Annotated in this window: 20 protein-coding genes and 2 pseudogenes; 3 read left to right on the top strand and 19 right to left on the bottom strand. The window is 58.7% G+C overall.

Features of this window, described 5'->3' with window-relative positions:
• Nucleotides 1–9 precede the first annotated feature (9 nt).
• From AB7F49_RS00780 to AB7F49_RS00690, 19 genes and pseudogenes are all read right to left on the bottom strand, one after another.
• Complete coding sequence (locus AB7F49_RS00780; protein ID WP_428519285.1) at nt 10–1,059, bottom strand: leucyl aminopeptidase; 1,050 nt, start codon at nt 1,057–1,059, stop codon at nt 10–12.
• A 145-nt stretch (nt 1,060–1,204) separates the two neighbouring features.
• Entirely contained in the window at nt 1,205–1,714 is a 510-nt protein-coding gene (locus AB7F49_RS00775) for a (2Fe-2S)-binding protein (RefSeq protein WP_428519283.1), read from the bottom strand.
• Nucleotides 1,683–2,585 (bottom strand): FAD binding domain-containing protein, encoded by a 903-nt coding sequence (locus AB7F49_RS00770; RefSeq protein ID WP_428519281.1) that lies wholly within the window; start codon nt 2,583–2,585, stop codon nt 1,683–1,685. Before AB7F49_RS00770 ends, AB7F49_RS00775 begins: the two co-directional genes overlap by 32 nt.
• Entirely contained in the window at nt 2,582–4,891 is a 2,310-nt protein-coding gene (locus AB7F49_RS00765) for a xanthine dehydrogenase family protein molybdopterin-binding subunit (protein ID WP_428519279.1), read from the bottom strand. The genes AB7F49_RS00770 and AB7F49_RS00765 overlap by 4 nt, the downstream gene beginning before the upstream one ends.
• A 33-nt stretch (nt 4,892–4,924) precedes the next feature.
• Nucleotides 4,925–5,764 (bottom strand): IclR family transcriptional regulator, encoded by an 840-nt coding sequence (locus AB7F49_RS00760; protein ID WP_428519277.1) that lies wholly within the window; start codon nt 5,762–5,764, stop codon nt 4,925–4,927.
• 128 nt (nt 5,765–5,892) lie between these two features.
• The gene (locus AB7F49_RS00755; protein ID WP_428519275.1) at nt 5,893–7,338 is read right to left on the bottom strand and encodes a TRAP transporter large permease; all 1,446 of its coding nucleotides are present in this window, start codon (nt 7,336–7,338) and stop codon (nt 5,893–5,895) included.
• A gap of 4 nt (nt 7,339–7,342) precedes the next feature.
• Complete coding sequence (locus tag AB7F49_RS00750) at nt 7,343–8,026, bottom strand: TRAP transporter small permease (protein WP_428519273.1); 684 nt, start codon at nt 8,024–8,026, stop codon at nt 7,343–7,345.
• 43 nt (nt 8,027–8,069) lie between these two features.
• Nucleotides 8,070–9,125, bottom strand: a complete 1,056-nt coding sequence (locus AB7F49_RS00745) for a TRAP transporter substrate-binding protein (protein ID WP_428519271.1) — start codon at nt 9,123–9,125, stop codon at nt 8,070–8,072.
• A gap of 285 nt (nt 9,126–9,410) precedes the next feature.
• Nucleotides 9,411–10,220, bottom strand: a complete 810-nt coding sequence (locus tag AB7F49_RS00740) for an alpha/beta fold hydrolase (protein WP_428519269.1) — start codon at nt 10,218–10,220, stop codon at nt 9,411–9,413.
• A gap of 292 nt (nt 10,221–10,512) precedes the next feature.
• Nucleotides 10,513–10,770 (bottom strand): hypothetical protein, encoded by a 258-nt coding sequence (locus tag AB7F49_RS00735; RefSeq protein WP_428519267.1) that lies wholly within the window; start codon nt 10,768–10,770, stop codon nt 10,513–10,515.
• A gap of 85 nt (nt 10,771–10,855) precedes the next feature.
• A pseudogene (locus AB7F49_RS00730) lies at nt 10,856–12,095 on the bottom strand (MFS transporter).
• A gap of 20 nt (nt 12,096–12,115) precedes the next feature.
• A pseudogene (locus tag AB7F49_RS00725) lies at nt 12,116–12,397 on the bottom strand (DUF3734 domain-containing protein); the annotation flags it as partial.
• Between the two features lie 47 nt (nt 12,398–12,444).
• Nucleotides 12,445–13,377 carry a LysR substrate-binding domain-containing protein gene (locus AB7F49_RS00720; protein ID WP_428519265.1) on the bottom strand — a complete coding sequence of 311 codons (933 nt, stop codon included), beginning with the start codon at nt 13,375–13,377 and terminating at the stop codon, nt 12,445–12,447.
• Between the two features lie 111 nt (nt 13,378–13,488).
• Entirely contained in the window at nt 13,489–14,790 is a 1,302-nt protein-coding gene (locus AB7F49_RS00715) for a TRAP transporter large permease (RefSeq protein ID WP_428519263.1), read from the bottom strand.
• Nucleotides 14,787–15,155 carry a TRAP transporter small permease gene (locus AB7F49_RS00710; RefSeq protein ID WP_428519460.1) on the bottom strand — a complete coding sequence of 123 codons (369 nt, stop codon included), beginning with the start codon at nt 15,153–15,155 and terminating at the stop codon, nt 14,787–14,789. Before AB7F49_RS00710 ends, AB7F49_RS00715 begins: the two co-directional genes overlap by 4 nt.
• A gap of 177 nt (nt 15,156–15,332) precedes the next feature.
• Nucleotides 15,333–16,340, bottom strand: a complete 1,008-nt coding sequence (locus AB7F49_RS00705; protein ID WP_428519261.1) for a TRAP transporter substrate-binding protein — start codon at nt 16,338–16,340, stop codon at nt 15,333–15,335.
• Nucleotides 16,341–16,529: 189 nt separating this feature from the next.
• Nucleotides 16,530–17,060 (bottom strand): flavin reductase, encoded by a 531-nt coding sequence (locus tag AB7F49_RS00700; RefSeq protein ID WP_428519259.1) that lies wholly within the window; start codon nt 17,058–17,060, stop codon nt 16,530–16,532.
• Nucleotides 17,011–18,645 (bottom strand): 4-hydroxyphenylacetate 3-hydroxylase N-terminal domain-containing protein, encoded by a 1,635-nt coding sequence (locus AB7F49_RS00695; protein WP_428519257.1) that lies wholly within the window; start codon nt 18,643–18,645, stop codon nt 17,011–17,013. Before AB7F49_RS00695 ends, AB7F49_RS00700 begins: the two co-directional genes overlap by 50 nt.
• A gap of 402 nt (nt 18,646–19,047) precedes the next feature.
• Complete coding sequence (locus AB7F49_RS00690; protein WP_428519255.1) at nt 19,048–19,449, bottom strand: RidA family protein; 402 nt, start codon at nt 19,447–19,449, stop codon at nt 19,048–19,050.
• 499 nt (nt 19,450–19,948) lie between these two features.
• On the opposite strand from AB7F49_RS00690, the gene AB7F49_RS00685 reads away from it, so the two are divergent.
• The 3 genes from AB7F49_RS00685 to AB7F49_RS00675 all read left to right on the top strand — a co-directional run bounded on the left by AB7F49_RS00685 (nt 19,949) and on the right by AB7F49_RS00675 (nt 22,711).
• The gene (locus tag AB7F49_RS00685) at nt 19,949–21,310 is read left to right on the top strand and encodes an amidohydrolase family protein (protein ID WP_428519253.1); all 1,362 of its coding nucleotides are present in this window, start codon (nt 19,949–19,951) and stop codon (nt 21,308–21,310) included.
• 128 nt (nt 21,311–21,438) lie between these two features.
• Nucleotides 21,439–21,846, top strand: a complete 408-nt coding sequence (locus tag AB7F49_RS00680; protein ID WP_428519251.1) for a RidA family protein — start codon at nt 21,439–21,441, stop codon at nt 21,844–21,846.
• Nucleotides 21,809–22,711, top strand: a complete 903-nt coding sequence (locus AB7F49_RS00675; RefSeq protein WP_428519249.1) for an alpha/beta fold hydrolase — start codon at nt 21,809–21,811, stop codon at nt 22,709–22,711. Before AB7F49_RS00680 ends, AB7F49_RS00675 begins: the two co-directional genes overlap by 38 nt.
• Nucleotides 22,712–23,034 lie beyond the last annotated feature (323 nt).

Raw genomic sequence — 23,034 nt, 5'->3', positions numbered from 1 at the left:
GCCTTGGCCTTACGCCGCTACAAAGCGAAGCTCCGGATGAACCACATGCCCTTCGTGGAGCACCTGGACATCGTCGAGCCAGAGACTGCAGCCCCGCATGGGAAGATCCATGTGGCATGGCGTATCATTGTCGCCGCCGAATTCCGAATTCGGGCCCGTCGAGAACAAGACGTTCCCGTAAAAGGACAAGGCATTCATGACGTGCTCCTTTTCGAGACTTCGCGAAGACGCGAACTGATGCCAGCGAGCACGTTCATTCAGACCGAAGCCGATATGTGCAATGGCATATCCGCGCGGGTCATTGAAGCTCTCGATATAGTTGCGTATCAGCATGGCGTCGAGACCGCTGCCACCGATATCGGTTATGTACCCCTTCTTTATTGTGAAAGTTACCGGCGCTTCGACGTAGCGCTTGAAAGCGCAAATGATATCGCCTTGAGCGAGCACGACGGTGCCGTCTACTTCATGATCATTTCCTTGTGTAAAAACGAATCCTGATGGGAAATGATCCCAACGCCCGGCAATATCGGTATATCCGTATTCAGCAATCGCATCGTATTGAGAAAGACCATATTTCACGTCGGTGCCGTTGGGCGAAGTAATGTGCATCGTCCTGGATCGCAAGATAAGGTCGCGCCCGAACTCGCACCGCCGACGATGGTCTTCGGTCGGACCCATCTGCTTGAGAACGTGAAGCGGTTCCATGACGCGCAGAATGCGGGTACCGGCGGCCTGAATCTCCAGCTGCTCTGACGAGAACAAAAGTCCCATCAAGTCGACGACCATATCTGCGCGCTTGCATGTCTCCAATGCGAGCGCATGCCCTACGAGCGGATGCCTGCCCTGCACTCCTACTGCCAAAGTTCTGTCACGCGGTACGCTGACATGCATGGTATGTGCACCGAGACGCTGTATCGCCACCATCAAAGCATGAACGTGATCCACATGCTCGCCGGCGCAATTGAGCACAACAACCGTTTCTCCGGCTCGAACCTTGCATAGCCGCATCTGCTCCTCGAACACAGCCAGCGCGTCTGCATCTACAACAACCTGAGCCATAAGCTGGAATCTCCTTACGCGTCTCTCATACGTCGACCACGAACGCCCAGAAGCACGCGCGAGCCCTCGTTCGAACGAAACTCAACGTTCCGACACTTCCGCTTGCGGGCCGCCTGCAACCTTGCCGCGGGATGCGCCATATCACCTATCGGCGCGTCCCGGCATCGGATGCGACCTTCCCAGCGGCAGAAATATTTCTTGCCGCCTTCATCACCGCCTCGACGATGCTTACATATCCAGTGCAACGACAAAGATTGGAAGCGATTGCTTCGCGCACTTCCTCCTCGGTCGGACTGGGGTTCTCCTCCAGGAACGCAGTGACCGTCATCAACATGCCCGGCGTGCAAAAGCCACATTGCAGCGCATGCGCATCGGAAAAAGCTTGCTGGAGTGCGTTCAGTCGATCTCCATCGGCCAGCCCCTCAACCGTTCGCACGTCGCATCCATCGAGTTGCACTGCGAAGAGCAAACACGACCGCAGCGCCACGCCATCGACATGAATCGTACAGGCACCACATACGCCATGCTCACAACCAAGATGCGTTCCCGTGTAGCGCAATACATTGCGCAGGAAGTCGCCCGCGGTAACCCGCGGCTCAGCTTCGCCTTCCCGGAACTCGCCGTTAACGCGAAGTCGGATTGCGGCCTTGGCCATTATGTCCCTCGAAGCTATCGGAAAGCTGTGTCAGCGCTCGAACGATCAGTCCCTCGGCCACATCGCGGCGATATTCAGCGGAAGCGTGGATATCATCCGACGGCGAAAGGCCATGCGCTATCGCACGCGCGACTTGATGGAAGCGAACCTCGCCGAACCTGCAGCCCACCATCATCTGGGCGGTCGGACTCGCGTCGATGGGAATGGTATCGACACCGCCGAGTGCCAGCGCGACTTCGTCGACCTCACCAGACACCGAAAGACCAATCTGGATAGCGACGGAAACGAGAGCGAAATCCCCGTGCCGTCGGCTCACTTCCAGAAAGGCGGCCCGAGCACGTTTCCGGATCTTAGGAATCCGAATTTCAACCAGAATTTCGTCCGGCATAAGCGCCGTAGTCAGCAGAGATGTAAAGAAATCATGTGCCGGGACCGATCGGACTCCCCGTTCGCTGCGCAGCACCAGTTCCGCTCCGAGCGCCATCGCGACCGTCGGCCATTCCGCAGCCGGGTCGGCATGCGAAAGGCTTCCTCCTGCGGTACCGCGATTGCGAATCACTGGATGCGCAACGAGACGGATCGCTTGAGCGAGCAAGGGACAATGACGGCCAACCAGCTCCGACCGCTCGACATCGCGATGTCGCGTCAGCGCACCGATCGCCAGAGTTTCACCCTGTTCCCTGATATAGCTCAGACCATCGATACCGTTCAGATCAATCAGCGCAGTCGGCTGCGCCATGCGAAACGCCATCATGGGAATAAGAGTCTGGCCTCCAGCGAGCACCTTTGCGGATTCACCTGACTTCGCCAGAAGTTCAATCGCCTGCTCGATTGATGACGGCTTGAGATAATCGAATGCGGCCGCTTTCATTGTGGTTGTTTCTCCCGAATGAGAGAGCGCAGCCGATCATGCGACAGCGGTAGGGACGTGATCTCGACTCCAAGCGGCTTCAATGCGTCGGAAACGGCGTTTGACAAGACGGCCGCGGCCGGCACGATGCCGGCCTCGCCAGCCCCTTTTGCGCCCAAGGGGTTGGTCGGCGACTTTGACTCCTCTAGAATTTCGACGATTATCTCATCCGGCATCTCGATCGCGGTTGGCACCAGGTAATCGGCAAAGGTTGTCGTCAGCAGCTGTCCTTGCTCGTCGTACACAAGCTCCTCTAGCAATGCACCGCCGATTCCCTGCGCGGCCGCGCCAACGAGTTGGCCCTTCACAATCGTCGGGTTGATGACGGTTCCGACGTCCGAGACGATCACATATTTCAGAATGCGTACCGCTCCAGTGAGGATGTCGACCTCGACGAGCGCGGCGGCGCTGCCGAAGGGAAAAGTGGCATTGGATTGTTCGAACGTGAAAAATGCTTCGATCTCGCCTATATTGCTGTCGGGCGCATGCACCAACTTTGCGATGCCAGCGAAGTCGATTCGCATATCGGGCCTGTCGGTTACCCAAACCTCGCTATCAGCCGCGCTAAGGTCTTCGGCGCTTACGCCAAGACGCAAGGCAGCCACATCCAGCACCTTTTGTCTGAACGCATGGCCGGCGCCCAGCACTGCACTTCCGCCCATGACCGCGGCCCTGCTGGCCCAGGAGCCTACCCCAACGCCCAACAGATCAGTGTCGCCAGGCAAAACCGTCACAGAGTCGTAGGATGCGCCTGTGGCCTCGGCAGCGACCTGCGCCAGCGTCGTTTGCGTACCCTGGCCTATTGTCGCGACGCCGACCCGGACTTGCACGTTTCCTTCTCTGCCGAGTTGAATGTGAGCATGCTCACGCTCACCCATCCCGCTGGGTTCGACAAACGACGCCAGGCCAATACCGAAGTAGCGTCCCTGACTCCGCATCTCGCTCTGCAGCTTTCGAGCACCGTCATAATCCAGCTTTTCCAGCACGCGATCGAGCGCTCGCGCATAGTTGCCACCGTCGAAGATCACCTCGTGGCCGTATTCATGCGTTCCGGTCGCGTAAGGCATGTCTTCCGGCCGGACCATATTGGCTTTGCGCACCTGCACCGGATCAATTCCGAGCTTTCCCGCCACCAGATCGAGCATCCGTTCGCGTACAAACGATGACTCAAACTGTCCGGGCCCGCGGTACGACCCGTGTGGTGTCTTGTTCGTGATCACGCATTCCAGAGATATATCAAACGTCGGAATTCGATACGGACCGGAAAGACCAGTTATCGTGTGCGTGGGCGCAACCATGCCGTTCGGACGGATATACGCACCCATGTCCATGACCGCACGATCTCTAAACGCCAGAATGCGGCCTTGTTTGTCGAAGCCGATATCGACATCGTGCCACTGCTGGCGCGAATGGTTCATCGCCAGAAAATGCTCCTGCCGATCTTCGATCCACCGTACCGGTCGACGCAACTGCAGCACGGCCCAGGGTATGAGGAAATCCTCGGGAAAAAACTCTCCTCTGAATCCGAATGCGCCGCCGACATCGGGCTCAAGGCATCGAATGCGGTCCTCTGGAATTTCCAGCAGCCTGGCAAGAATCGCTCGGGTGCGATGAATGACTTTGGTAGGCCCCCAGACCGTCAATACGTCGGTCGACGGGTCCAGATAGGCAAGCAGCCCACGGGTCTCCATCGGAATTCCAGTATGCCGGTGCGTCGCGAAGGATCTGGACATCCGCGCGGGCGCACTCCGAAGCGCACCATCGATGTCACCGCGCGCCGCCTTAAGCGCTCCCGCCACGTTGCTGCCTGCAGCCTCGTGGACAAAGTTCTGATCCGACCTGCGGCTCTGCCGCGCATCGACCAACGCGTCGAGCGGTTCAATCTCGACGTCGATCAGTTCAAGCGCGTCCTCCGCGGCGTATCGGTCTTCTGCGATAATGATCGCCAGTGGCTCACCGACATAGCGCACCTTGTCCGCGGCGATCGGCCGCTGAAAATAACGCTCAAGTTCAGGCTTCGGCACGAAAGTGGTCGGCATGCTGCCGACCGGACCGATATCGCTCGCACAATAGACCGCGACGACGCCCTTCCCGCTCCTGGCGGCAGACAGATCCAGCCGCTTCACGCGTCCATGAGCCACTGGGCTTCGGAAGATCACTGCCTCGAGCGCATCGGCGACGTAAATGTCCGCCACGAAACGCCCCTCGCCTTTCAGAAGGCGCGTATCTTCCTTTCGAGCAACAGAGCGACCGATATAGGATGTCAAGACGCTTACCTCGACTTCAACGCTTTGTTCTTCTCACGTCCACGCGGCCTTCTCCGCCATGGCAGCGGCTTCCCGGGCAATGAGGGCACCAATCTTGTTTTCTCTCCCCGCAAGCCTCTGAGTCGGCCCGCCAACGCAGAAGAAATAACCTTCTCCGTCCATGCGCAATGCTGCGGCGACTGAAGTGATTTCCGGGCGGTTCTCGCCGATAGCAACGTGCCAACCGACCGACACGCCTTGCTCAACGGCACGATCGAGGTCCTTGACCGCTATCAGAGTACGCGGCGATATCTTGGGACGGCTTAGCTGTCCGATAACTTTTCGGCGCTCGTCCGAAGGCAGCAATCCCAACACCGCTCTTCCCGATGCGCTGCTGTGAATCATCTTTCGCTGACCGGTATGCGCCGCGAAACGGACCGCATGATCCGCCTCCTTGACATCCAGGTAAAGCACCTCTGCACCATCGAGCTTACCGAACATTACGGTCTCTCCCGTGGCGTCACGGAGAGATTGCAGATGCGGCTGCGCGAGAACAAGCACGGAATCTCCACGCAAGATGCCGTCGCCAAGGACGCGCAGGCGTGACGTTGGAAAGTAGCCGTTGCGCTTGCCGAGTGAATAAACGTAACCCTCGCGCCGAAGTGTCTCCATCAAGGCGAAGCAACTCGATTTGGGAAGATCTAGTCGCTCGGCCAAATCGGTTAGAGTTGCCGGCTTGCCGGTCGCAGCGAAGAACTCAAAAATTGCAAGTACGCGCAAAGCGCTTTTCACTCCGGCAACGCCATCAGAGCCAGCGCCGCTCGCCGATGACGGCTTGAGCCGCAAATTGCCTACCACACCCGGCCTCGATTCATATTTCACATATGTGAACATTCGTTCTTGGATGTGACAACTACTACGGAGGCCGGATCAGGTAGTCAAGGCTTGACGACAATCGGATCTCCCAACGCCGACGCAGTGGCGAATTTGGTATCTCGCTCCGAACCGGCGTCTGTACCCGCCTAGTTGAGTGCATGCACCATCCAAAGCGAAAGCGCGGGAAACGCAACCAAGATCACAAGACGGATTACGTCGGCGGCCACGAATGGCATGATGCCCCTGTAGGTCGTCGTGATCGGCACGCCGTCTGCGACCTTGTTGATCACAAACACGTTCATACCTATCGGCGGCGCGATCAAACCAACGCCACAGACCACTAGAACCAGAATGCCAAACCAGATGCCAACGTCATCTCGAGGCATGCCGAAATCCAGCGCCAGAATGATCGGCGCAAACAGCGGCAGGGTCAAAAGCAGCATGGCAAGCTCATCCATGACAGCGCCGAGGACCAGATAGATTGAAAGAATTGCGACCAACACCATGATCGGCGACAGATTTGCTTCGTTGATCGCCTGAGCCACAAGCATTGGCATTCGCGTCAGCGCGAGGAACGATCCGAACATTTCCGCCCCAAGCAGAATGAGAAAGATCATCCCCGTTGTGTGGCCGGTGCGAACTAACGCAATGGCGATGTCTTTCATTCCAAGCTTGCGTTGCAACAGGCCTGTCACCAGCATGGCGGCTGCGCCAACCGCCGCGCCCTCCGTCGGCGTAAACACCCCGCCATAAATGCCCCCCAAGACGATCACTCCTATGCCAAGGACGGGAATGAGAATCGGGGGAACGAAGATTGCGAACAGGGCGAGAATAATGAAGAAGGAAAGCAACCCCACACCGATCAGCGCCAACAACCATGCCGCAACGGCGGCACACACCACGAGTATACCTGCAATCCTTTGGAATCGGTGAGCGGCCTGCACCGGCATTGACGCCGATGACGGCTCGGACGGAATAAGAGACGGGTTCCGACGCACGAGAATTGAGATGGTGATGCAGTAAAAAAGCGTAGCCAGCAAACCGGGGATCAACGCGGCCTGAAACAGCTTGGCGATATTCTGCTCAACGATAATTCCGTATAGAACGAGAATGACCGATGGGGGGATCAGAATCCCCAAGGTTCCTCCCACCGCAATCGTTGCCGTCGCCAGCCCCGCGTCGCATCGCGCCCGCGCCAGTTCCGGGAGCACAGCGCGGCCGAACGTCGCCGTCGTCGCAACCGACGATCCGGAGATCGATCCAAAAGCGGTACATGCCACGATGACCGATATGGGCAGTCCGCCTTTGAATCGCTTCAAGCCCCGCTCGGCTGCTTCGAAGATAAGGCGCGCAATCCCGGACCGCTCCGCAAAGGCACCCATCAGAATGAAGAGCGGGATAACAGACAACGTGTAGTTCGCGAACTGATGATAGACATTGACCTTCATATGATTGAAAAGAACAATGACACTCGTGAGCTCCGCATATCCTGCAGCGCCAACAACGAGCATGGCCAGACCTATCGGCATTCGCAGCGCGATGAGGCCGAACATCGCCGCAAAGGCTACCAAGGCCAGCGTCAGTCCATCCACGTGCTTACGCAGCCCTGTTCCTGGCGAACGCGCTCGCAGCAGAGGCGATCGCACAGAACCCACACAAAGCGGAACAGATGCCGTAGATGGGCCAAATCGGCCAGTCGAACTCCGTCAACGTTTCTCCGAAGCGGCGCACCTCGAGCATTCCGATCCCGAGCCCGACGGCGAACAGCGCAAAAATCACGGCGAGCAGGATATCCCAGGTACCGTCAATGACCCTGTTGACCGGACCAGGCAGCCAGAGCGTGAAGGTATCTACTGCGACATGCTCGTATCGAATTTGCGTGTAAGGCAAAAACGAAAAGATGCTGACAGCCAGGCCCACCCGAACAAACTCGTAATCACCGGGTATCGGCGCATCAAACATTGCTCTACCGGCGATGCTGACAATCACGATGCCTGCGCAGGCGAGCAGAACGACGCCACCGAAGAACGCAATCGCGAGAGACAATTTCTCGATCAGGGGCAGCGATCGAGTGGGCACCCCGCTCGTGCCGAAGCCCTCCTGCTCCATGGATTCCACAGTCAGCATCCTTGGACTGGTGAAGTCGTATTGCCCTTCGATACGAAATAGCGCCATCGCATTGCAGCTCGAACTATGGATCGCGTGAGCGCCAATCGTCGCTGCGCAGTCATACCCTAGGCGTTCATCTTCCCGAACGGTGAACACCCCACCGGCCGCCATCAGGACAATTCCTGATAGCGACCAGCCTTATGGATCCTGAACTTCAGTTAGCGTCGTATTTCGCAACAAGCTTTCGCATAGCGCTGACCAATTCGTCGCCGTCAACGCCACGGGACTTCATTCCGGCAACCCATTTGGGGAGCACACCCGCAGTCGCCTCCATCCAGCGCGCTTTCTCATCGCCGGAAATCAGGAGAAGCTTGTTGCGCCCGGACGCCCCCACGCTCTTGATGAGCTGGGTAGCAGCATCGTCCCACATCTGGCCTGCGCGACGCGCAAAAGTCATGCCCGAATTCCTTTCGAGAATGGCCTTTAGATCGTCAGGCAAACGGTTGAAGCTGTCCTGATTCATGACGAGGCCAAGGCTCACGACATACAGGGTTGGTGAGCCGTCGATGCTGGTGTGGTTTGATACGAGCTCGTTGATGCGAAGAGACGGCACTGGCTCCCACGGAACGACCGCACCATCCAATGTCCGCTGCGCGAGGGCTTCAGGTATCTGCGGAATCGGCATTCCGATCGGGGTAGCCCCCAGGGCAGTAAGCGCTTCACCGGTCAATCGGGACGGAGACCGCAGCCGAAGACCTTTCATGTCCTTCATGCTCGTTACTGGCCGGTTGGAATGAATGACACCCTGGTCGTGCGCCCAGAACGAAAGCAGCTTCACGTCGGCAAAAGTGTTTCCCAGGTGCTTTTCGGCAAATTCCTGGCAGGCTTGCGCATTTACGATCCCCCTCCGCGCCGGGACGAATGGCAGCTCGATGACCTCCGTGGCCGGAAAGCGCCCCGGGGTGGCGCCAGGCACGATCGACACCATATCGACCACGCCCTGGCGAGCTTGGTCGTAGAGCTGAGGGAGCGTACCGCCCAGCTGCATGGCCGGGAAAATGTCGACCTTGAGACGACCGCCGCTATCTGCGCTGAGCTTCTCTGCCCACGGCACATACAACTTGGCATGCAAGTTGGAGGAAGGCGGCAGGTAGTGATGAAGCTTCAACGTGACCGGTGCTTGGGCACGCGCCCGGGAAATCCCAACGAGCGCAGGTGTCGCCACAGATGATGCGGCGAGAGCGATGAACTTACGTCTGGAATACTTCATTTGAGACGACCTCTCCGAACTCTTCATCGCACACATGTTCACATATGCGAACAATTATTCTTCGATATGACCACACTATGATCGCTCATTTTCCGAGTCAATAGTTCCGGCTGGCGATCAAGCATGGCTGGCCGCGCGTCGTTTCTAAAATGACGGTCCGAGTTGACGGCGTGGGGGCTCGTCTGAGGCCTTACTGGATGTGCCGATCGCCCGCGGCTCAGAATATGCACCGCATCACGCGATGCGGCGCGCCATGGAGCTGAAGAAAATCGTCAACCACAGCGGCTATAGCTTGATATCCAGCACTTCGCTGAGCGCCAAAAAGAGGCCATCAAAATCATCGACTTGCACCTGATGGCCAGCATTTGCAACGCGCTGGAACGTTATCTCCGGGTTGAGACCGAGAATCTCCCGCTCATCCTCATCAAGAACAACCCCTCCCTTGCCAGCCGCAATGATCGAGGTCGGAACAGCCATCTGCTGCAGATCGCAATGAATGTCATCCGAATGAAAACCATTATGCGTAACAGTAACGGCCCTCGGGTCACACGTATGCAGCCATTCCGCTCGCAGCCGCTGTAGCCTTTCCGGCCATTGCGCCAGTGGGGACTCGAGCAAAGCCTCCCATCCTTCGCCGCGACGGGCCGCTTCAATGCACTTCAACAATGGCTGCAGTGGTGACGGGTAAGGTCTGCGCCCGGGACCGCTGACCGGCGGGTCGATCAGGATAATGCGCGCGAACTGCGCGTCTTCACGTCGGGCTGCGCGGATCGCAATACGTGCGCCGTTTGAGTGACCAACTACGGTGGCATTTCGCAACTTGAGCGCGTCAGCAAACGCGCAAAGATCTGCCGCACAGGCGTCAAGACCATAGTCGAGGTGCTCCCCGCATTCCGAAAGCCCGCGCCCACGAACATCCAATATGAACGCATCAAGCTCGCGGCCCAAGCGTTCCCCAACATCCGTCCAGAGAATTGCCGGCGATATAATTCCGGGAATTACGATGAGCGGCGCGCCTTCTCCTCCGAAACGCAGATAGTGCTGTCGGATACCGTTCGCGTGGACATGGCCACCATAACTCAATGTCGCGCTCATCCAACTTTCTCAATTGCCAATTGTCGATAACTGATGACACCACCGTTTCGCGCTGATCGCCTCACCCGGCCGCACCTAAACCGAGACAACACGGAATCGTCCATTGGTAAAGCATACCAGCCTCGAGATCACCACAACGCCGTCTGCAAGAAAAATCAGGAACGTTACGAACAAATGTTTGGAGTCCGTGGTGGCTTGCGGGTCGGAAAGGTACCCAATCCTTTCTCCAAAGTCGTTGCAAGAATGTCAGGGCGCCTCGCAGCGAGCGCGGGCGCCCTGATCATGAACAAGCTTAGTTGTCAGAGCCGATCGCTTGCACCCCACCCGAGCGGACGGCACGGGTAAGAACAGAACGCTGACGCACCGGCGTTGCCCGCGCATACGACGAGTGCGCATTGTCGGCGCGGATCGCATTGGCGCCGCCGACGTTGATACTCTGGGTCAGTCCGGACTTCGGCCCGCCGATATAGGTCGTGATGGTCTGTGCCTGGGCGCCGGTGGCAAAGCCGGCGAACGCCGCAGCAAACAGCACGCGCTTGATGGTCAACATGATCCGGTCTCCTTGCAGGTTTTGCGCTCGTGATTGAGCGTCGCAAGGTGGTCTAGAGAGCCGTGCCTCTTGGAGGAAATATCGGTCAGCGATCATCCTCATAGCGGCCGCCTATGCCCTTGACCTCTTTCAGCCATGAACCGAGTACGACGGCCGTCGCCAGCGCGCCGGCTATCCCGATGACGCAAGCCAGCCAGCCCGAGCGGTCGAACAATTGTCCGAGGACGAAGCCGCCGACCAGCCCGCCCAGGAAATAGGACGCGAGGTAGATGCCGCTCGCGGAGCCACGGTCGACACTGGCCGCCTGTCCGAAAAAACCCGTCGCCACCGCCTGCGCAAAGAAGGTGCCGGCACCGACGAGCACCAGTCCGGCGAGGATCCCCGGCAAGCTCGGCAACAGCAGCAGCGGCAATCCGAGCAGCGCCAGCGCCATCGCGCCCCGGAAGATCGGCCGCGCGCCGAAGCGCTGGACCATCGCGCCCGCAAACGGCGTGGTGACGATCGACGGCAGGAACACGAAATAGACGAGCCCCAGTGTCATCATCGATAGCGCATGCGGCTCGCGCACCAGCACGAAATTGACATAAGTGAAGGTGCCGATGAACGCGAACAGGATGCAGAATCCGATCGCGAACGCGGCGCGCAACGGCCCGTTGCGCAGATGCGCGCTCCACGCCGCGAGCGGCGAGCCGACTGCGGCCCGTCGTAGCCGATGACGGACTGGACCGGATCGTGACATAGACCAGCGCCGCCCCGGCAAGATTCAGCGCCGAGAAGAAATAGAAGTTGGCCGCGAGCTCGAGATGATCGGCGACGCCCGCCGACACCAGGCGCCCGACCAGGTTGCTTGCGACATTGCCGGTGATGTAGGCCGCGAATGCTCCGCCCGCAGCCATGGCGCTGTGCTCCTCGCCAAGATAGGCGAGCGTCAGCGTGAACGCCGCCGCCATGCACAGCCCCTGTATGACGCGCAGGATGGCGAAGGTGCTCAGGTCCGGCGCGACCGCCAGCAGCGCAGTGGGGATCGCGAGCACGCACAGGCTCGCGACGATGCCGGCACGCCGGTTGATGCGATTGCTGAAGAACGCGACCGCAAGTCCCGCGATCGCCATGCCGAGCGTGCAGGCATTGACCGCGAGACCCATGGCCGCCGGCGCGACGCCATAAGCCTTTGCGAGCGACGGCAGGAGCGCCTGCGTGGCGAACAGGTCGACCACCGTCAGAAAGGCGATCAGGCCGATGATCAGGTTGCGGCGAAGGCCGCTCAACGCGTTGCCGCCGCGTGCGGCCACTCCTCGATCGAAGCCTTGCGTGATTTCGGTCATCGCTGCACCCGCTCACACCGCTACTCGGCGGCTTCCATGGCCTCGATATGCCCGTCGTGCAGGATCACACCTTCCAGCGGGTCGAACTCCCGCTCCCAGGGCCTGCGCTCCAGAACCGACATCGTGCGCGTGTAGCCGGCCTCCCAGCGCGTGCGGATGCTGGACGGACTGAAGTCTACGTCCTTGGTGTGGTTCTCGTTTTCGATCTGCGGCGCAAGAAGGCGCACGACATGCATGGTGGTCGGGCAACCGTAGGCGGTCAGCGCGCGCACCTGCGGCTGGCTGCGCACCTCGTCCGGCAACAGTCGCACAACCGCCCAGCTGGCGGACGTACTCACGCCCCTAAAGGCTATTCGACGCGCAGAAAGTCAAACAGACGCTCCGTGACGGGCTTTAGAGCGTCGGTTCTTGCAAACGCATGGATTCGCGTCGTCGCGAGGTCCGAATCCTTGAGGACGACGATGTTCACCGCCTCATACCTTTCCCGGGCATAGCCGGCCGCGACGAAGCCAACGCCCTCTTTCATGGCGACGCGAGCAATAACGTTCGGGAAAGCCGTCTCATAGGCGGCGATTTTGAGCTGCGCACCCATCGCCGCGAACTTCGCGACAAGCCGGTCATGGTTTTCGGGATGCTGCTCGCGTGGAACGACGATAAAGGGCTCGTCACGCAGAGCTGCTACCGTAAGGCTCCTGCGGCTAGCAAGCCGGTGCTTGGCGTGTATCGCTACCGCCATGTTCTGGCGACCGACCAATACAGCCCTATAGCCTGCCTGGTCGATAGGAAGCGTTGTGATGATCGCGTCAATATCGCCAACGTCGAGCAGGCTCTTCAACTGGTCGCCACCTATCGCTCGGAACCGCAGTTCGACATCGGGAGCAATCTCCTTGAACTCGGAAATCATTCGCGGGATATCGCTGTAGATGATCGATGAAGACATGCCGATGGTGAGCCGGCCCTTCAGGCCCTGCGCGATTCTGCGGCCCTCGTCCTTCATTCGGTCCATGATTGAGATGATCTGCTGGCAATTGGCCAGCACCGCCTCACCGGCGACGGTCAGGACGACCGATCGCTTCGTACGTTCAATCAGTTTGAATCCAAGAACCTCTTCCAGCTTCAGGATGTGCTGCGAAGCGCCGGGCTGCGTAATATTCAGCGCGCTCGCGGCCTTTCCGAAGTGCTTGAACTTGGCGACGAATACAAAGGTCCTGAGCAGGCGGGAATCTAGCATGGCTAACGTCCCTGGCAGGGGCTGTCGGTCAAGGTTATCAATCACACGCACTGATAACGAGGCGAAATTTATAGGTATGCAGTGCTCCTAATTCGTTCGCATTGCATTCAGGACGCGCATTACCTGCAACCTCCCAAGGCATCTCGATTCCCCGGGCATTCGCTACTTCATGGTCCTCGGCAACCAGAGCGCGATGTCCGGAAAAACCATCAGCAGTCCGAGCAGAACCACCATTGCGGCGAGGAAGGGAAGGATGCCGCGATAGATCGATGCCAACGGGATGTCCGGATTCATTCCGGCAAGGAGGAACACGTTAATCCCGACAGGGGGCGCAATCATGCCGGCCTGGCAAACGATCACAATGATCACGCCAAACCAGATCGGATCGAAGCCGAGCGCTTGGCTCACCGGATAGAAGATCGGCACAGTCAGCAAGATCATGGCCATCTCGTCCATCAGAGCGCCCATGATCAGATACGACACGATGATCGCGCCCATGATGGCGAACGGCGGTGCCTTGAGGTCGGTGATGAATTGCGCCAGTAGCGACGGCATCTGTGTCACGGTCAGAAAGTAGCCGAGGATGATCGCACCGAGGAGGATCGCGAAGATCATGGCGGAAAGCTTTGCCGTCTCGATCAATGACGACACGAAGGCCTCAAGCGACATCCGCCGCCGAAGAACCGCCGCTCCAAAGGCGCCCGCCGCCCCCACGGCCGCTCCCTCGGTAGCGGTGAAGATGCCGACATACATGCCGCCGATGACAATGATGAACAGAACGGCCACATCCGCGATCTTGGCCAATTCCGAAAGCGATGACTTGAGGCCTGCCCGCTCGGCGCGGGGTGCCAGCGATGGCTTCAATGCAACGACGATCTGGATCGTGAGCATGAAGAGGCCGATCATCACGATGCCCGGAACTACGCCGGCCAGGAAAAGCTTCCCGATCGATTGCTCGGTCAGAAAGCCATAGATCAGGAGAATGATGCTCGGCGGAATCAGGATACCGATCGTGCCGCCGGCGGCAATCGATCCCGTCGACAAACGCACGTCATAGCCATACCGCCTCATCTCCGGCAAAGCCGTCGCGGACATCGTAGCGGCGGTTGCAAGGCTCGATCCGCAGATGGCGGCAAAACCGCCGCAAGCTGCTACCGTGGCCATGGCGAGCCCGCCGCGCCGGTGGCCGAGGAAGCTGTTTGCCACCGCAAAAAGATCCCGGCTCAGACCAGCCTGAGAGGCGAACTGACCCATGAGGATAAACAGCGGGATCACCGTCAACGAGTCACTGGCGACGGCTGAGTACGGCGCCAAACCGAGCATCTTTAGCGCGGTGTCGAAATTGGTGATCCAGGTAAAGCCGACAAAGCCAACGACGCCCAAGGCAATGCCGACAGGCACACGCACAATCATCAGGACGATGGTGAGGCCGAGACCGATTGTCCCGATCGCCAGCATGCTCATGCCGTTTGGCCTTCCGTATTGGTGCCATTTATCGCGAGCATGCGCGTCAAATAGACGCTCGCCAGCAGCAGGGCTCCGGCAGCCACAGCGAACTGGAAAGGCGCAACCGGCAGGAGCAGCGCCGGCGTCATGTCACCGATCTTCGCCGCCTTTATCGCCTGGTTGTACATTCCCCACGCGATCAGGCCGTACATCGCAGCGCCGAGCGCCGCCGCAAAGCAATCGAGACCCTTGCGAACCATCGGCGGCCACTTGTCGACAAGGAAATCCGCGAGCACGTCACCGCCGCTGGCGGTGTTGTTCGCTAGTCCTGCAAACACGAACAGCGCCATCATCAGGTCGAGTATTTCGAGCGTTCCGCGAATTGGATGATTGAGACGTAACGCATGAACACGTCAGCAGTCGTTAGGCCACCCATCGCAACGAGCAGGGCCGCGGAAACGTATCCCACCGCCCTGCTGACGCCATTCACCAACGAAGTAGCTCTCTGAAGATAGCTCACCGTCGTTTGCCCTTCTGATCGAGACTCGGAGGGTCACCGATCAGGAGTCGTACCTCTTGATGAGATCACGCAGGTCTTTCAGAACCACATCGCCCGGCAGATTCTTGGCTTTCATGGAGTCAAGCCAGGCCGTTTCAAGCGGACGCGTCTTTTCTTCCCAGCGTGCCCGCTCGGCGTCCGGCAAGACGGAAATCGTGGCACCGACCTTCTTCGCCGCTTCGACGCCGCCCTCGTCATTCTTGTCCCAGGCGGCCCCGGTGAACTCGGCCGCCCACGATCCGCTCAGCTCATTCAGGACATTACGGAGATCGGCGGGCAACGCCGCGTACTTCGTTTCGTTCATCGCGACAATAAAAGGCACGGTGTAGAAATTCACCACGAGATGGTGCTTCAGAACTTCAAAGAGCTTGATGCCCTCAATCGCCTCCCACGGAAACCACACCCCGTCGATGACGCCGCGATCGAGTGCGTTGTAGGTCTCCGGGAATGGCACGACAACCGGCGTGGCGCCAAGCCGCTGGGTTGCGTCCTGCTGCACTCCCGGTGCGGTGCGGATGCGAAGACCGGCCAGGTCCTCCATATTGGTCACGGACTTCTTGGTCGTATGCAGCTGGCCCGGCGGGTGGATGAAGGTCCACAGCACCTTCAGACCGGCCGCAGTGCCTTCCTTCTGCAGGTCCTTCTCCCACAGAGCCCAGAACGCCTGGCTGCCGCCCTTGCCGCTCTTGAACAGAAAGGGAAGCTCGCAGACAGAGGTAAGTGGGAAGCGGCCCGGCGTCAGTGCCGGCACGAAATAACCCATGTCGGCGATGCCGTTCTGGATCAATTGCAGTTGGTCGGCCTGCTTGCCCAGCGTGCCGGGATAGATCGTGATCTTCAGGCGGCCACCGCTCTTCTCCGAGACCATCTTCGCCCAGGGTTCAAGCACTCGCTTGTGATGGCCATGCCCAACACCCACATAGCTGGTGAACTTCAGCTCGACCGGAGCCTGCGCCGATGCGCGGCGGATGGCGGGCGATGCGACGGCGGCCAACAACCCCGAGGCCATCAGCGAACGCGTAAATGTACGTCTCGACGTAGCCATGAAATCCCCTCTCGTCAGATGTTCATAATCCCGACGTGAGAGTTTCCGCTTATGTGCGCGCGGCTTCTAATTATTTGTTTCTGACGACTAATAGTGGAAGCTTATGAGTCCTCCACGAGGCCGTGTCAGCCGCGCTGACGCGGCGACCGACGCTCAGGCGTGCGGTTGCGCCAGGTAGCGGCGATGGAGATAGATCAAGCTCGTCGCTTTATCGCGCAGGTGCACGGCGTCCACGCTGCACATGATCACGCTGTGGCTTCCAGCCTCGATGATGCTTTCAACCTGCCCCTCGAAGCTGACCGCGGTGTCCAGCAAGAGAGGCGGTTTCCCTGGCAGCATCTGCCATTGTCCGTGCCGGAAGCGATCCGCCATGGGTACGTTTCCGAGACCCGCGAAGACATCGGCGATTGGCTGATGATGTGCGTCCAGCGTATTCACGACGATCTCAGTGCCCGCGTTTAGCAGAGAGCGAACACGCCCTGCGCGATGCAGACAAACCAGAAGCGTGGGAGGCGCATCCGAGACCGAGCAAATGGCTGTTGCGGTGACGCCACCCACTACTCTATCGCCCGCCACGGTGACGATGTGTACCGCGGCGGTGATGCGAGACATGCCCTCCCGGAAGGCAAGCGCCTCAGGAGACAGAACGGGCCGTGTTTCCAAAGCTTTGGTCGTTGCGGTCATTGTTCGAGCCTCCAAGCTGAACCCACGTGTCTGTGGTCCAGCCATTCTCGTCGTATTCGGACATACAGGTGTCCACGAGCTCTTCCATTTGCTTCATCACGCCGTTCCTCTCCGAGAGCACCAAGGCCTGCAGGAGGACTTCTTCATGGTTTCCAGCGTAGTTTCGCTCATACAGCTCGTGACGGCCGCTGAATTCCGAACCGACCGCATCCCACAGCAGCTTCATCAGCTTGATGCGCTCACGAGCCGTGACACCGTTCGAGCCGCGCACGTAGCGCGCCAGATAGGGTTCGATCTCCGGATTGGAGAAGTCACGGGCGGACGACGGCAGATAAATCAAGGCAGAAGCGATGATTTTCTGCGTGACTTCGCGGGTCTTTGCGAACGCCGACTGCATGACCTGACGGAAAGTGGCGGCAGCCATGAAATTCGGGAGCACCGCCCCGTCTTTCCACGGGCTCGGCCGACCGACCATCGCCTCGGTGAGACTCCAGAACACATTGCGAAGGCTGATCACTTCGCCAAGCAAAACCTGATTTCCACGGAAGGCGTCGCCGCCCGTGACGCGCAGGGCGCGTGCGATCAAACCGGCCATGAACTCAAGCTTGACCGCGTATCGGGTGCAGGCCTGCAACGCAAAGCCCTGCAGGAAGCCTGATTCGTTGTAAAATCGCCGAACCATGTCGAGGTCGCGGTACACAATAACGTCTTCCCAGCTCACAAAGGCATTATCCAGCACGAAGATCGAGTCGTTTTCGTCGAACCTGCTGGACAGCGGGTAGTCCCAAGGCGCCCCGTGGCCGGCCGCAATGCCTTCATACGATGTGCGGCAAATCAATTTGCAGCCGGGTGAGTTGACCGGCAAGAGGAACATGAGCGCCAGGCTGTCGTCGTCAGCCGCCGTGGTTCCGGACTGCCCAACGAAATTCCACTGGGTAATGGCGGCGCCGGTGGCGACGACCTTGGCGCCCGACACATAGATGCCGGCGTCAGTTTCCTTGACGACCCGGATCACGATATCGCGGATCGTATCCGCCGACCGACCGCGATCTACGGGAGGGTTCACGATTGCATGGTTGATAAAGGGGACAGTTTCCTGAACCTTCTTGTACCAAGCGCGAGCGTTGCCGGCCTGGTTTCCGTAAAACTCGGCGTTCGGCCCGAAGGTGTTGGTCAGGGACGCCTTGAAGTCGGGCGAACGCCCCATCCAGCCGTAAGTCAGACGGGCCCAGACGGCGATCGCATCACGTTGCGCGGCAAGATCTTCACCACTGCGCGCCGCTTTGAAGAAACGATGCGTGAGGCCGCCACTGCCCGTATCGGTCCTGGTCATTAATGCGTTGCTGTATTTCTCGCTGTGCATCGCGTCGTAGAGCCGCGCGATCGAGCGGGCCGAATTCTGAAAGCACGGGTGGCTCGAAACGTCGTCCACCCGCTCTCCGTTGATGAAGACGTTCCGTCCGTCATTCAAGGAGGCCAGATACTCCTTGCCCGTAAAGGGCCTGGACCCAGCCAATTCTGAATTGCGTCCGCCGTCGAGAGGCTTCAGGTGGTCCTTGCCTGCGGCAGACTGTGGGGCGGACATTGATGTACTCCGTTCTTGAAAATGAGCTGTTCTGTCGCCGACTGAAGCCGAACGCGGTGCATGTGCGCGTGAAGCCAGCCAAAAGGCTAAGCCCCGATATCCGGGCACGCCAATTATTTGTTGAACAACTCTAATAAGCGTGAGTCATGACGGAGTGTTTCTTGCCGGCGGTCGCGCTTGTGGGATTCGCGCGGAATGCGCCCGACTCTGGAAATCGCGATCGGCAGCTATGTTCTCGTCACTCGCATGACGGCATTTTGTGTGATTACCCGATCACATCTGCTTCGTCGTCTTTGCGTGGACCATTCCGCCCACCGACACAGCTCTTCGTGCGCCCGTTGCCGCAATCACGCTCCGACCTGGCGCCAAGGCAATGACCTAAGCGCCCTCTTCCCACCTTATTCAAGCGACCACAGCCATCGCCGTTATCTCGATAAGGGCCTTCTCGTGCGCCAGCCGGCTCACTTCGACCATGGTCGAAGCTGGCGGATCGACGGGGAAATGTTTTCGCCGCACGGCGTGGATCTCGTCGAATTTGGACATGTCAGTTACGTAAACGTCGACACGGACCACATCATCCAGAGTCGCACCCGCGGCGGAAAGCGCCAGCTTGAGATTGGCGATCACTTGCTCTGTCTGAGCCGCCATATCGCCCACGCCAACCACGTCACCTGCCGTGTTCTTTGCGAGCAGGCCGGATACGCAGACCAGCTTTCCGGGACTCGCTGCGGTGACTGCAGAAAACACGCCCGACGGCTTTGACAGTCCTTCGACGGGTACAATCTGCTTGGCTCGCTTGGTCATGCACGGCACTCGTGTGATTCGATGTGATTGATGCGGAGCTGACCAGCGCAGCGCGCTGACTTCAGCTCCGGATATTGTTCGGCACAATTGCCCGATGTTGCCAATCATTTGTCCGAGCGGAATGATAATCTCTTGTTATCGCGGCTATCGGCGCGTTGCTTTGGCTTTGACCTGCCTTCCCGAGATCGTTGGGCAAGCCCGCTAACGGATCGAAACACGCACGCTCCAGTGATTGCCTCTGACGACGTTGGGCGGACCTTGCGCTACCACAGCAACCGCTGAAATTGGAGCAAGGGCGCAAAATGCCTCTGCCCGACCTGATAACAGGGTACAATTAATAACTGCCGACAAATTATTGGCGACGAGCGATTTCGCTGTCTACTTTCGGCCGTGACATCATCGGGCTGCGCAAGAGTTTCGTGCGCTCTCCCAGTGCGGAGATCGTCCAAATATTTTGCTTAAGCGTGGCGACCCGACAGTCGCTTGGAAGGAAATCAAAATGACGGACACGACTTACATTCGTTGTGGCAAATTGTTTCCGGGTGTCGGGGACACGGTCCTGGAGAATCAGACGATCGTAGCCGAAGACGGAATCATCACGCGGGTAGCGCCATCGAAAGACATTCCCAAGTCCGCCGATGCGACGGAACAAGATTTTTCGCGGAATTTTGTCATTCCCGGCATGATCGATCTTCATACGCATCTGGCTTATGGCAATGCGAAGACTGAGGAGGATATTGACCTCTACAGCTCTCTCGAATTTCGCGCCGTTCGAGGCGTGTTCTTTGCACATCAGGTTTTATCATCCGGCTTCACGACGATTGGCGCACCCGGTGACTCAGGAATGGTATCGCGCGCGGTCCGTGACGCGATTGACGCCGGGCTGTTTCAAGGACCGAGGATTGCGGCGGCCGGTCCCTATATCACCAGCAGGCAGGGCTTGACCGACTGGTATCCGACCTGGATCGGTGTGCCCACCACATCCATCGGCAGACTGGTTACAAACCGCGATGAGGCGATCGAGGAAATTCGCAAGCAAGTCAAGGAGGGCGTGGACACAGTGAAGATTGCCATGGACGGCATTCTTCGCAGGCCAAATGGAGAGCTGGTTGCTGCGTTTACGCTCGATGAAACAAAGGCGATGGTCGACGAAATACACCGGCTCGGAAAAATCGCGATAACGCACGCGCGCGGACGCGAGGCGACGCTTTATGCCGGCAAGGCGGGTGTCGATCTGATTTTCCACGCATCAGAAATTGATGACGAGGGACTGGAAGCGGTCGTAGCCAACAAGTGCTCAATCTGCCCGACTTTTACGCTGCTGCGAAATTATGTGGACTTCGTGGAGCCCCAGGACCCGGCGTTCCGAGAGCGACGTAACAGCGTCTGGAGGACGGAGTTCGAGTCCGCCGTGGAGAATCTGCAAAAGGTGAAGAAGGCCGGAGTTCCGATGCCCATCGGAACGGACTCCGGATTTGCGCTGACCCCGTTCGGAGAATGGCACGCTCGAGAGCTTGAAATATTCGTCGACTATATGGGCTTCACACCTATCGAGGCGCTGCGAGCCGCAACCTCCGTAGGCGCAAACCTTGTAAGGCCAAGCGACAGAGTCGGCACGCTGGCCTCGGGCTTTCAGGCTGACGTGGTGGCATTGGATGGCGATCCGAGCAAGAACATCTCGATCTTGCTTGACCGGAGCAAAATGAAGTCGGTGCTGAAGGGCGGAAAAGTCACACCACCGGCGAAGCGCGAGTACGATCCCGGGAAGGTCTCCGATTTCACGCAGGTCATATCGAGCGAGCTCTACACGCGCGAGCGGGTTTCCAAGCTCGGCTATCGTGCTCCGAGCATGCACCACTAAAAAGAACGCAAGCCGGCAAACAACTGAAACGGGCGGCGGCTCCGCCGCTTCGATGATGGCCAAACAGGCGTCTGCGCAGCCTTCCCAATCCTTAGGTTACATAGTCGGCACTTGGAGAAATCAGGCAAATGAAAAAGGTTCGCGTTCGGTCAAATGCCGTTGCCGAAGCCCCGCCCGGACTTTGGTCAAACTGCCTGACGGTCGGTCCTATGATCTATATCGCGGGATTGACGTCGCGCGCGCCGGACGGAAAAGCTGTGCTCGGCAGTGACGAATACTCCCAATCGAAGATTATTTTTCAAAAGATCAAGGACTTGGTCGTCAGCGCCGGCGGCAACATGGATGACATCGTCAAGCTCACGATCTTTGTCACCAACATCGCCAATAACTCAGAGGTTTGGCGGGCGCGGAAGGAATTCTTTTCCGGAGACTTTCCAACTTGCAGCCTGGTGGAGGTCAAGGCGTTGGCGCATCCGAGCATCCTGATAGAGATCGAGGGTGTGGCGTACCGCGGTTGCAGCGATGCGGCCGCCTAAGGGCGCATCCAACAGCGTCGATGAGGGTGAGATAATTTCTTACCCGGCGTCGGCGGCAGGGACGATTACAAGGGTTGTCGAGGCCGGCCGCGGCCCAAACGTGGTGCTCTTTGTCCATGGCGTCGGGGCGCGCGCGGACAGATGGCGGCGAAACCTCGCTGTTGTTGCATCCGCCGGCTACCGATGCCTGGCCATCGACCTTCCTGGACACGGCTTCGCGCAGAAGGGAAAAGATTTTGATTACGGCGTATCAGGCTACGCCGACTTCGTTGAAGCGTTCCTGAAAGACCATCAGGTCAGCACGGTGCATCTGGTCGGAACCTCGCTCGGCGCGCATGTCCTTGGCGCCCTTCTGCTGAGGCACCCTGCTATCGCAAGGTCTTTCACTTTGGTCGGTGCAACAGGGCTCATACCAATCGGAGCCGAAGCACGCGAGCGTATTGCGAAACGTATTCGGGACCGGACTCACGACGGCATTAGAGGCAAGCTCAAGGCGGTGATTTGGGACGAAGCCCTTGTCAGGGACTCTCTGGTCGACGAAGAGTGGCAAATAAACAATTCGCCGGGTGCGGAAGAAGCGTTTGGCTGTCTGGCGGAATACTTTCTATCCCGTCTCGACCAGGATGTGATCGGTGAGCAACTCGCCGAGATGCCCAGCAAGCCCCCGATGATGCTCGTTTGGGGTGAAGAGGATCGATCTGTCCCGTTGACGGTCGGCCGAAGCGTTGAAAAGCTCTTGCAAGTCCCGCTGACAACAATCCCGCGGACGGCACATGCGCCGTATTGGGAGGCTCCCGAAGCCTTCAACAAGGTATTGATCCGCTTCCTTGACGCATGTAGCGCGAAAAATCGCGCACGCGCGTGATCAGAACTTGGCGTCTTCCCTACCCTTTCATCTGCGTTCGCAAGATATCTGCGCTTCCACCCTTTGCTGCGGCGATCTTTAGCCACTGCCGACGCGACCATGCACGCCCGGCTCACGAAACACCCCCCGACCATGCATTGATTTCCGACGCAATTGTTTCGCGTCGGCTACTGAGACCGGTTCGCATATTCAGTTGGCCCGCCTCGCTTGATACGAACCCGTCTCTGAAGCCAATTTGAGCTCTGATTTGCCTTGATGGCGTTAGATTCAAACCGGTCTCAGCGTAAAAAAACTGAAACCGCTCGGAAAAGTATTTTCGAGGG

Source organism: Pseudorhodoplanes sp., assembly GCF_050250235.1.
In the GTDB taxonomy this organism is placed as follows: Bacteria; Pseudomonadota; Alphaproteobacteria; order Rhizobiales; family Xanthobacteraceae; genus Pseudorhodoplanes.
This window is presented reverse-complemented; position numbering and strand designations above follow the sequence as displayed.

Excerpts from the sequence above, each read along its gene's own strand:
- AB7F49_RS00685 (WP_428519253.1), top strand. The coding sequence starts at position 19,949 with ATGACGGACACGACTTACATTCGTTGTGGCAAATTGTTTCCGGGTGTC.
- AB7F49_RS00715 (WP_428519263.1), bottom strand. The coding sequence starts at position 14,790 with ATGAGCATGCTGGCGATCGGGACAATCGGTCTCGGCCTCACCATCGTC.
- AB7F49_RS00770 (WP_428519281.1), bottom strand. The coding sequence starts at position 2,585 with ATGAAAGCGGCCGCATTCGATTATCTCAAGCCGTCATCAATCGAGCAG.
- AB7F49_RS00745 (WP_428519271.1), bottom strand. The coding sequence starts at position 9,125 with ATGAAGTATTCCAGACGTAAGTTCATCGCTCTCGCCGCATCATCTGTG.
- AB7F49_RS00740 (WP_428519269.1), bottom strand. The coding sequence starts at position 10,220 with ATGAGCGCGACATTGAGTTATGGTGGCCATGTCCACGCGAACGGTATC.
- AB7F49_RS00760 (WP_428519277.1), bottom strand. The coding sequence starts at position 5,764 with ATGTTCACATATGTGAAATATGAATCGAGGCCGGGTGTGGTAGGCAAT.
- AB7F49_RS00690 (WP_428519255.1), bottom strand. The coding sequence starts at position 19,449 with ATGACCAAGCGAGCCAAGCAGATTGTACCCGTCGAAGGACTGTCAAAG.
- AB7F49_RS00705 (WP_428519261.1), bottom strand. The coding sequence starts at position 16,340 with ATGGCCTCGGGGTTGTTGGCCGCCGTCGCATCGCCCGCCATCCGCCGC.
- AB7F49_RS00780 (WP_428519285.1), bottom strand. The coding sequence starts at position 1,059 with ATGGCTCAGGTTGTTGTAGATGCAGACGCGCTGGCTGTGTTCGAGGAG.
- AB7F49_RS00750 (WP_428519273.1), bottom strand. The coding sequence starts at position 8,026 with ATGGCGGCCGGTGGGGTGTTCACCGTTCGGGAAGATGAACGCCTAGGG.
- AB7F49_RS00735 (WP_428519267.1), bottom strand. The coding sequence starts at position 10,770 with ATGTTGACCATCAAGCGCGTGCTGTTTGCTGCGGCGTTCGCCGGCTTT.
- AB7F49_RS00680 (WP_428519251.1), top strand. The coding sequence starts at position 21,439 with ATGAAAAAGGTTCGCGTTCGGTCAAATGCCGTTGCCGAAGCCCCGCCC.
- AB7F49_RS00775 (WP_428519283.1), bottom strand. The coding sequence starts at position 1,714 with ATGGCCAAGGCCGCAATCCGACTTCGCGTTAACGGCGAGTTCCGGGAA.
- AB7F49_RS00700 (WP_428519259.1), bottom strand. The coding sequence starts at position 17,060 with ATGACCGCAACGACCAAAGCTTTGGAAACACGGCCCGTTCTGTCTCCT.
- AB7F49_RS00695 (WP_428519257.1), bottom strand. The coding sequence starts at position 18,645 with ATGTCCGCCCCACAGTCTGCCGCAGGCAAGGACCACCTGAAGCCTCTC.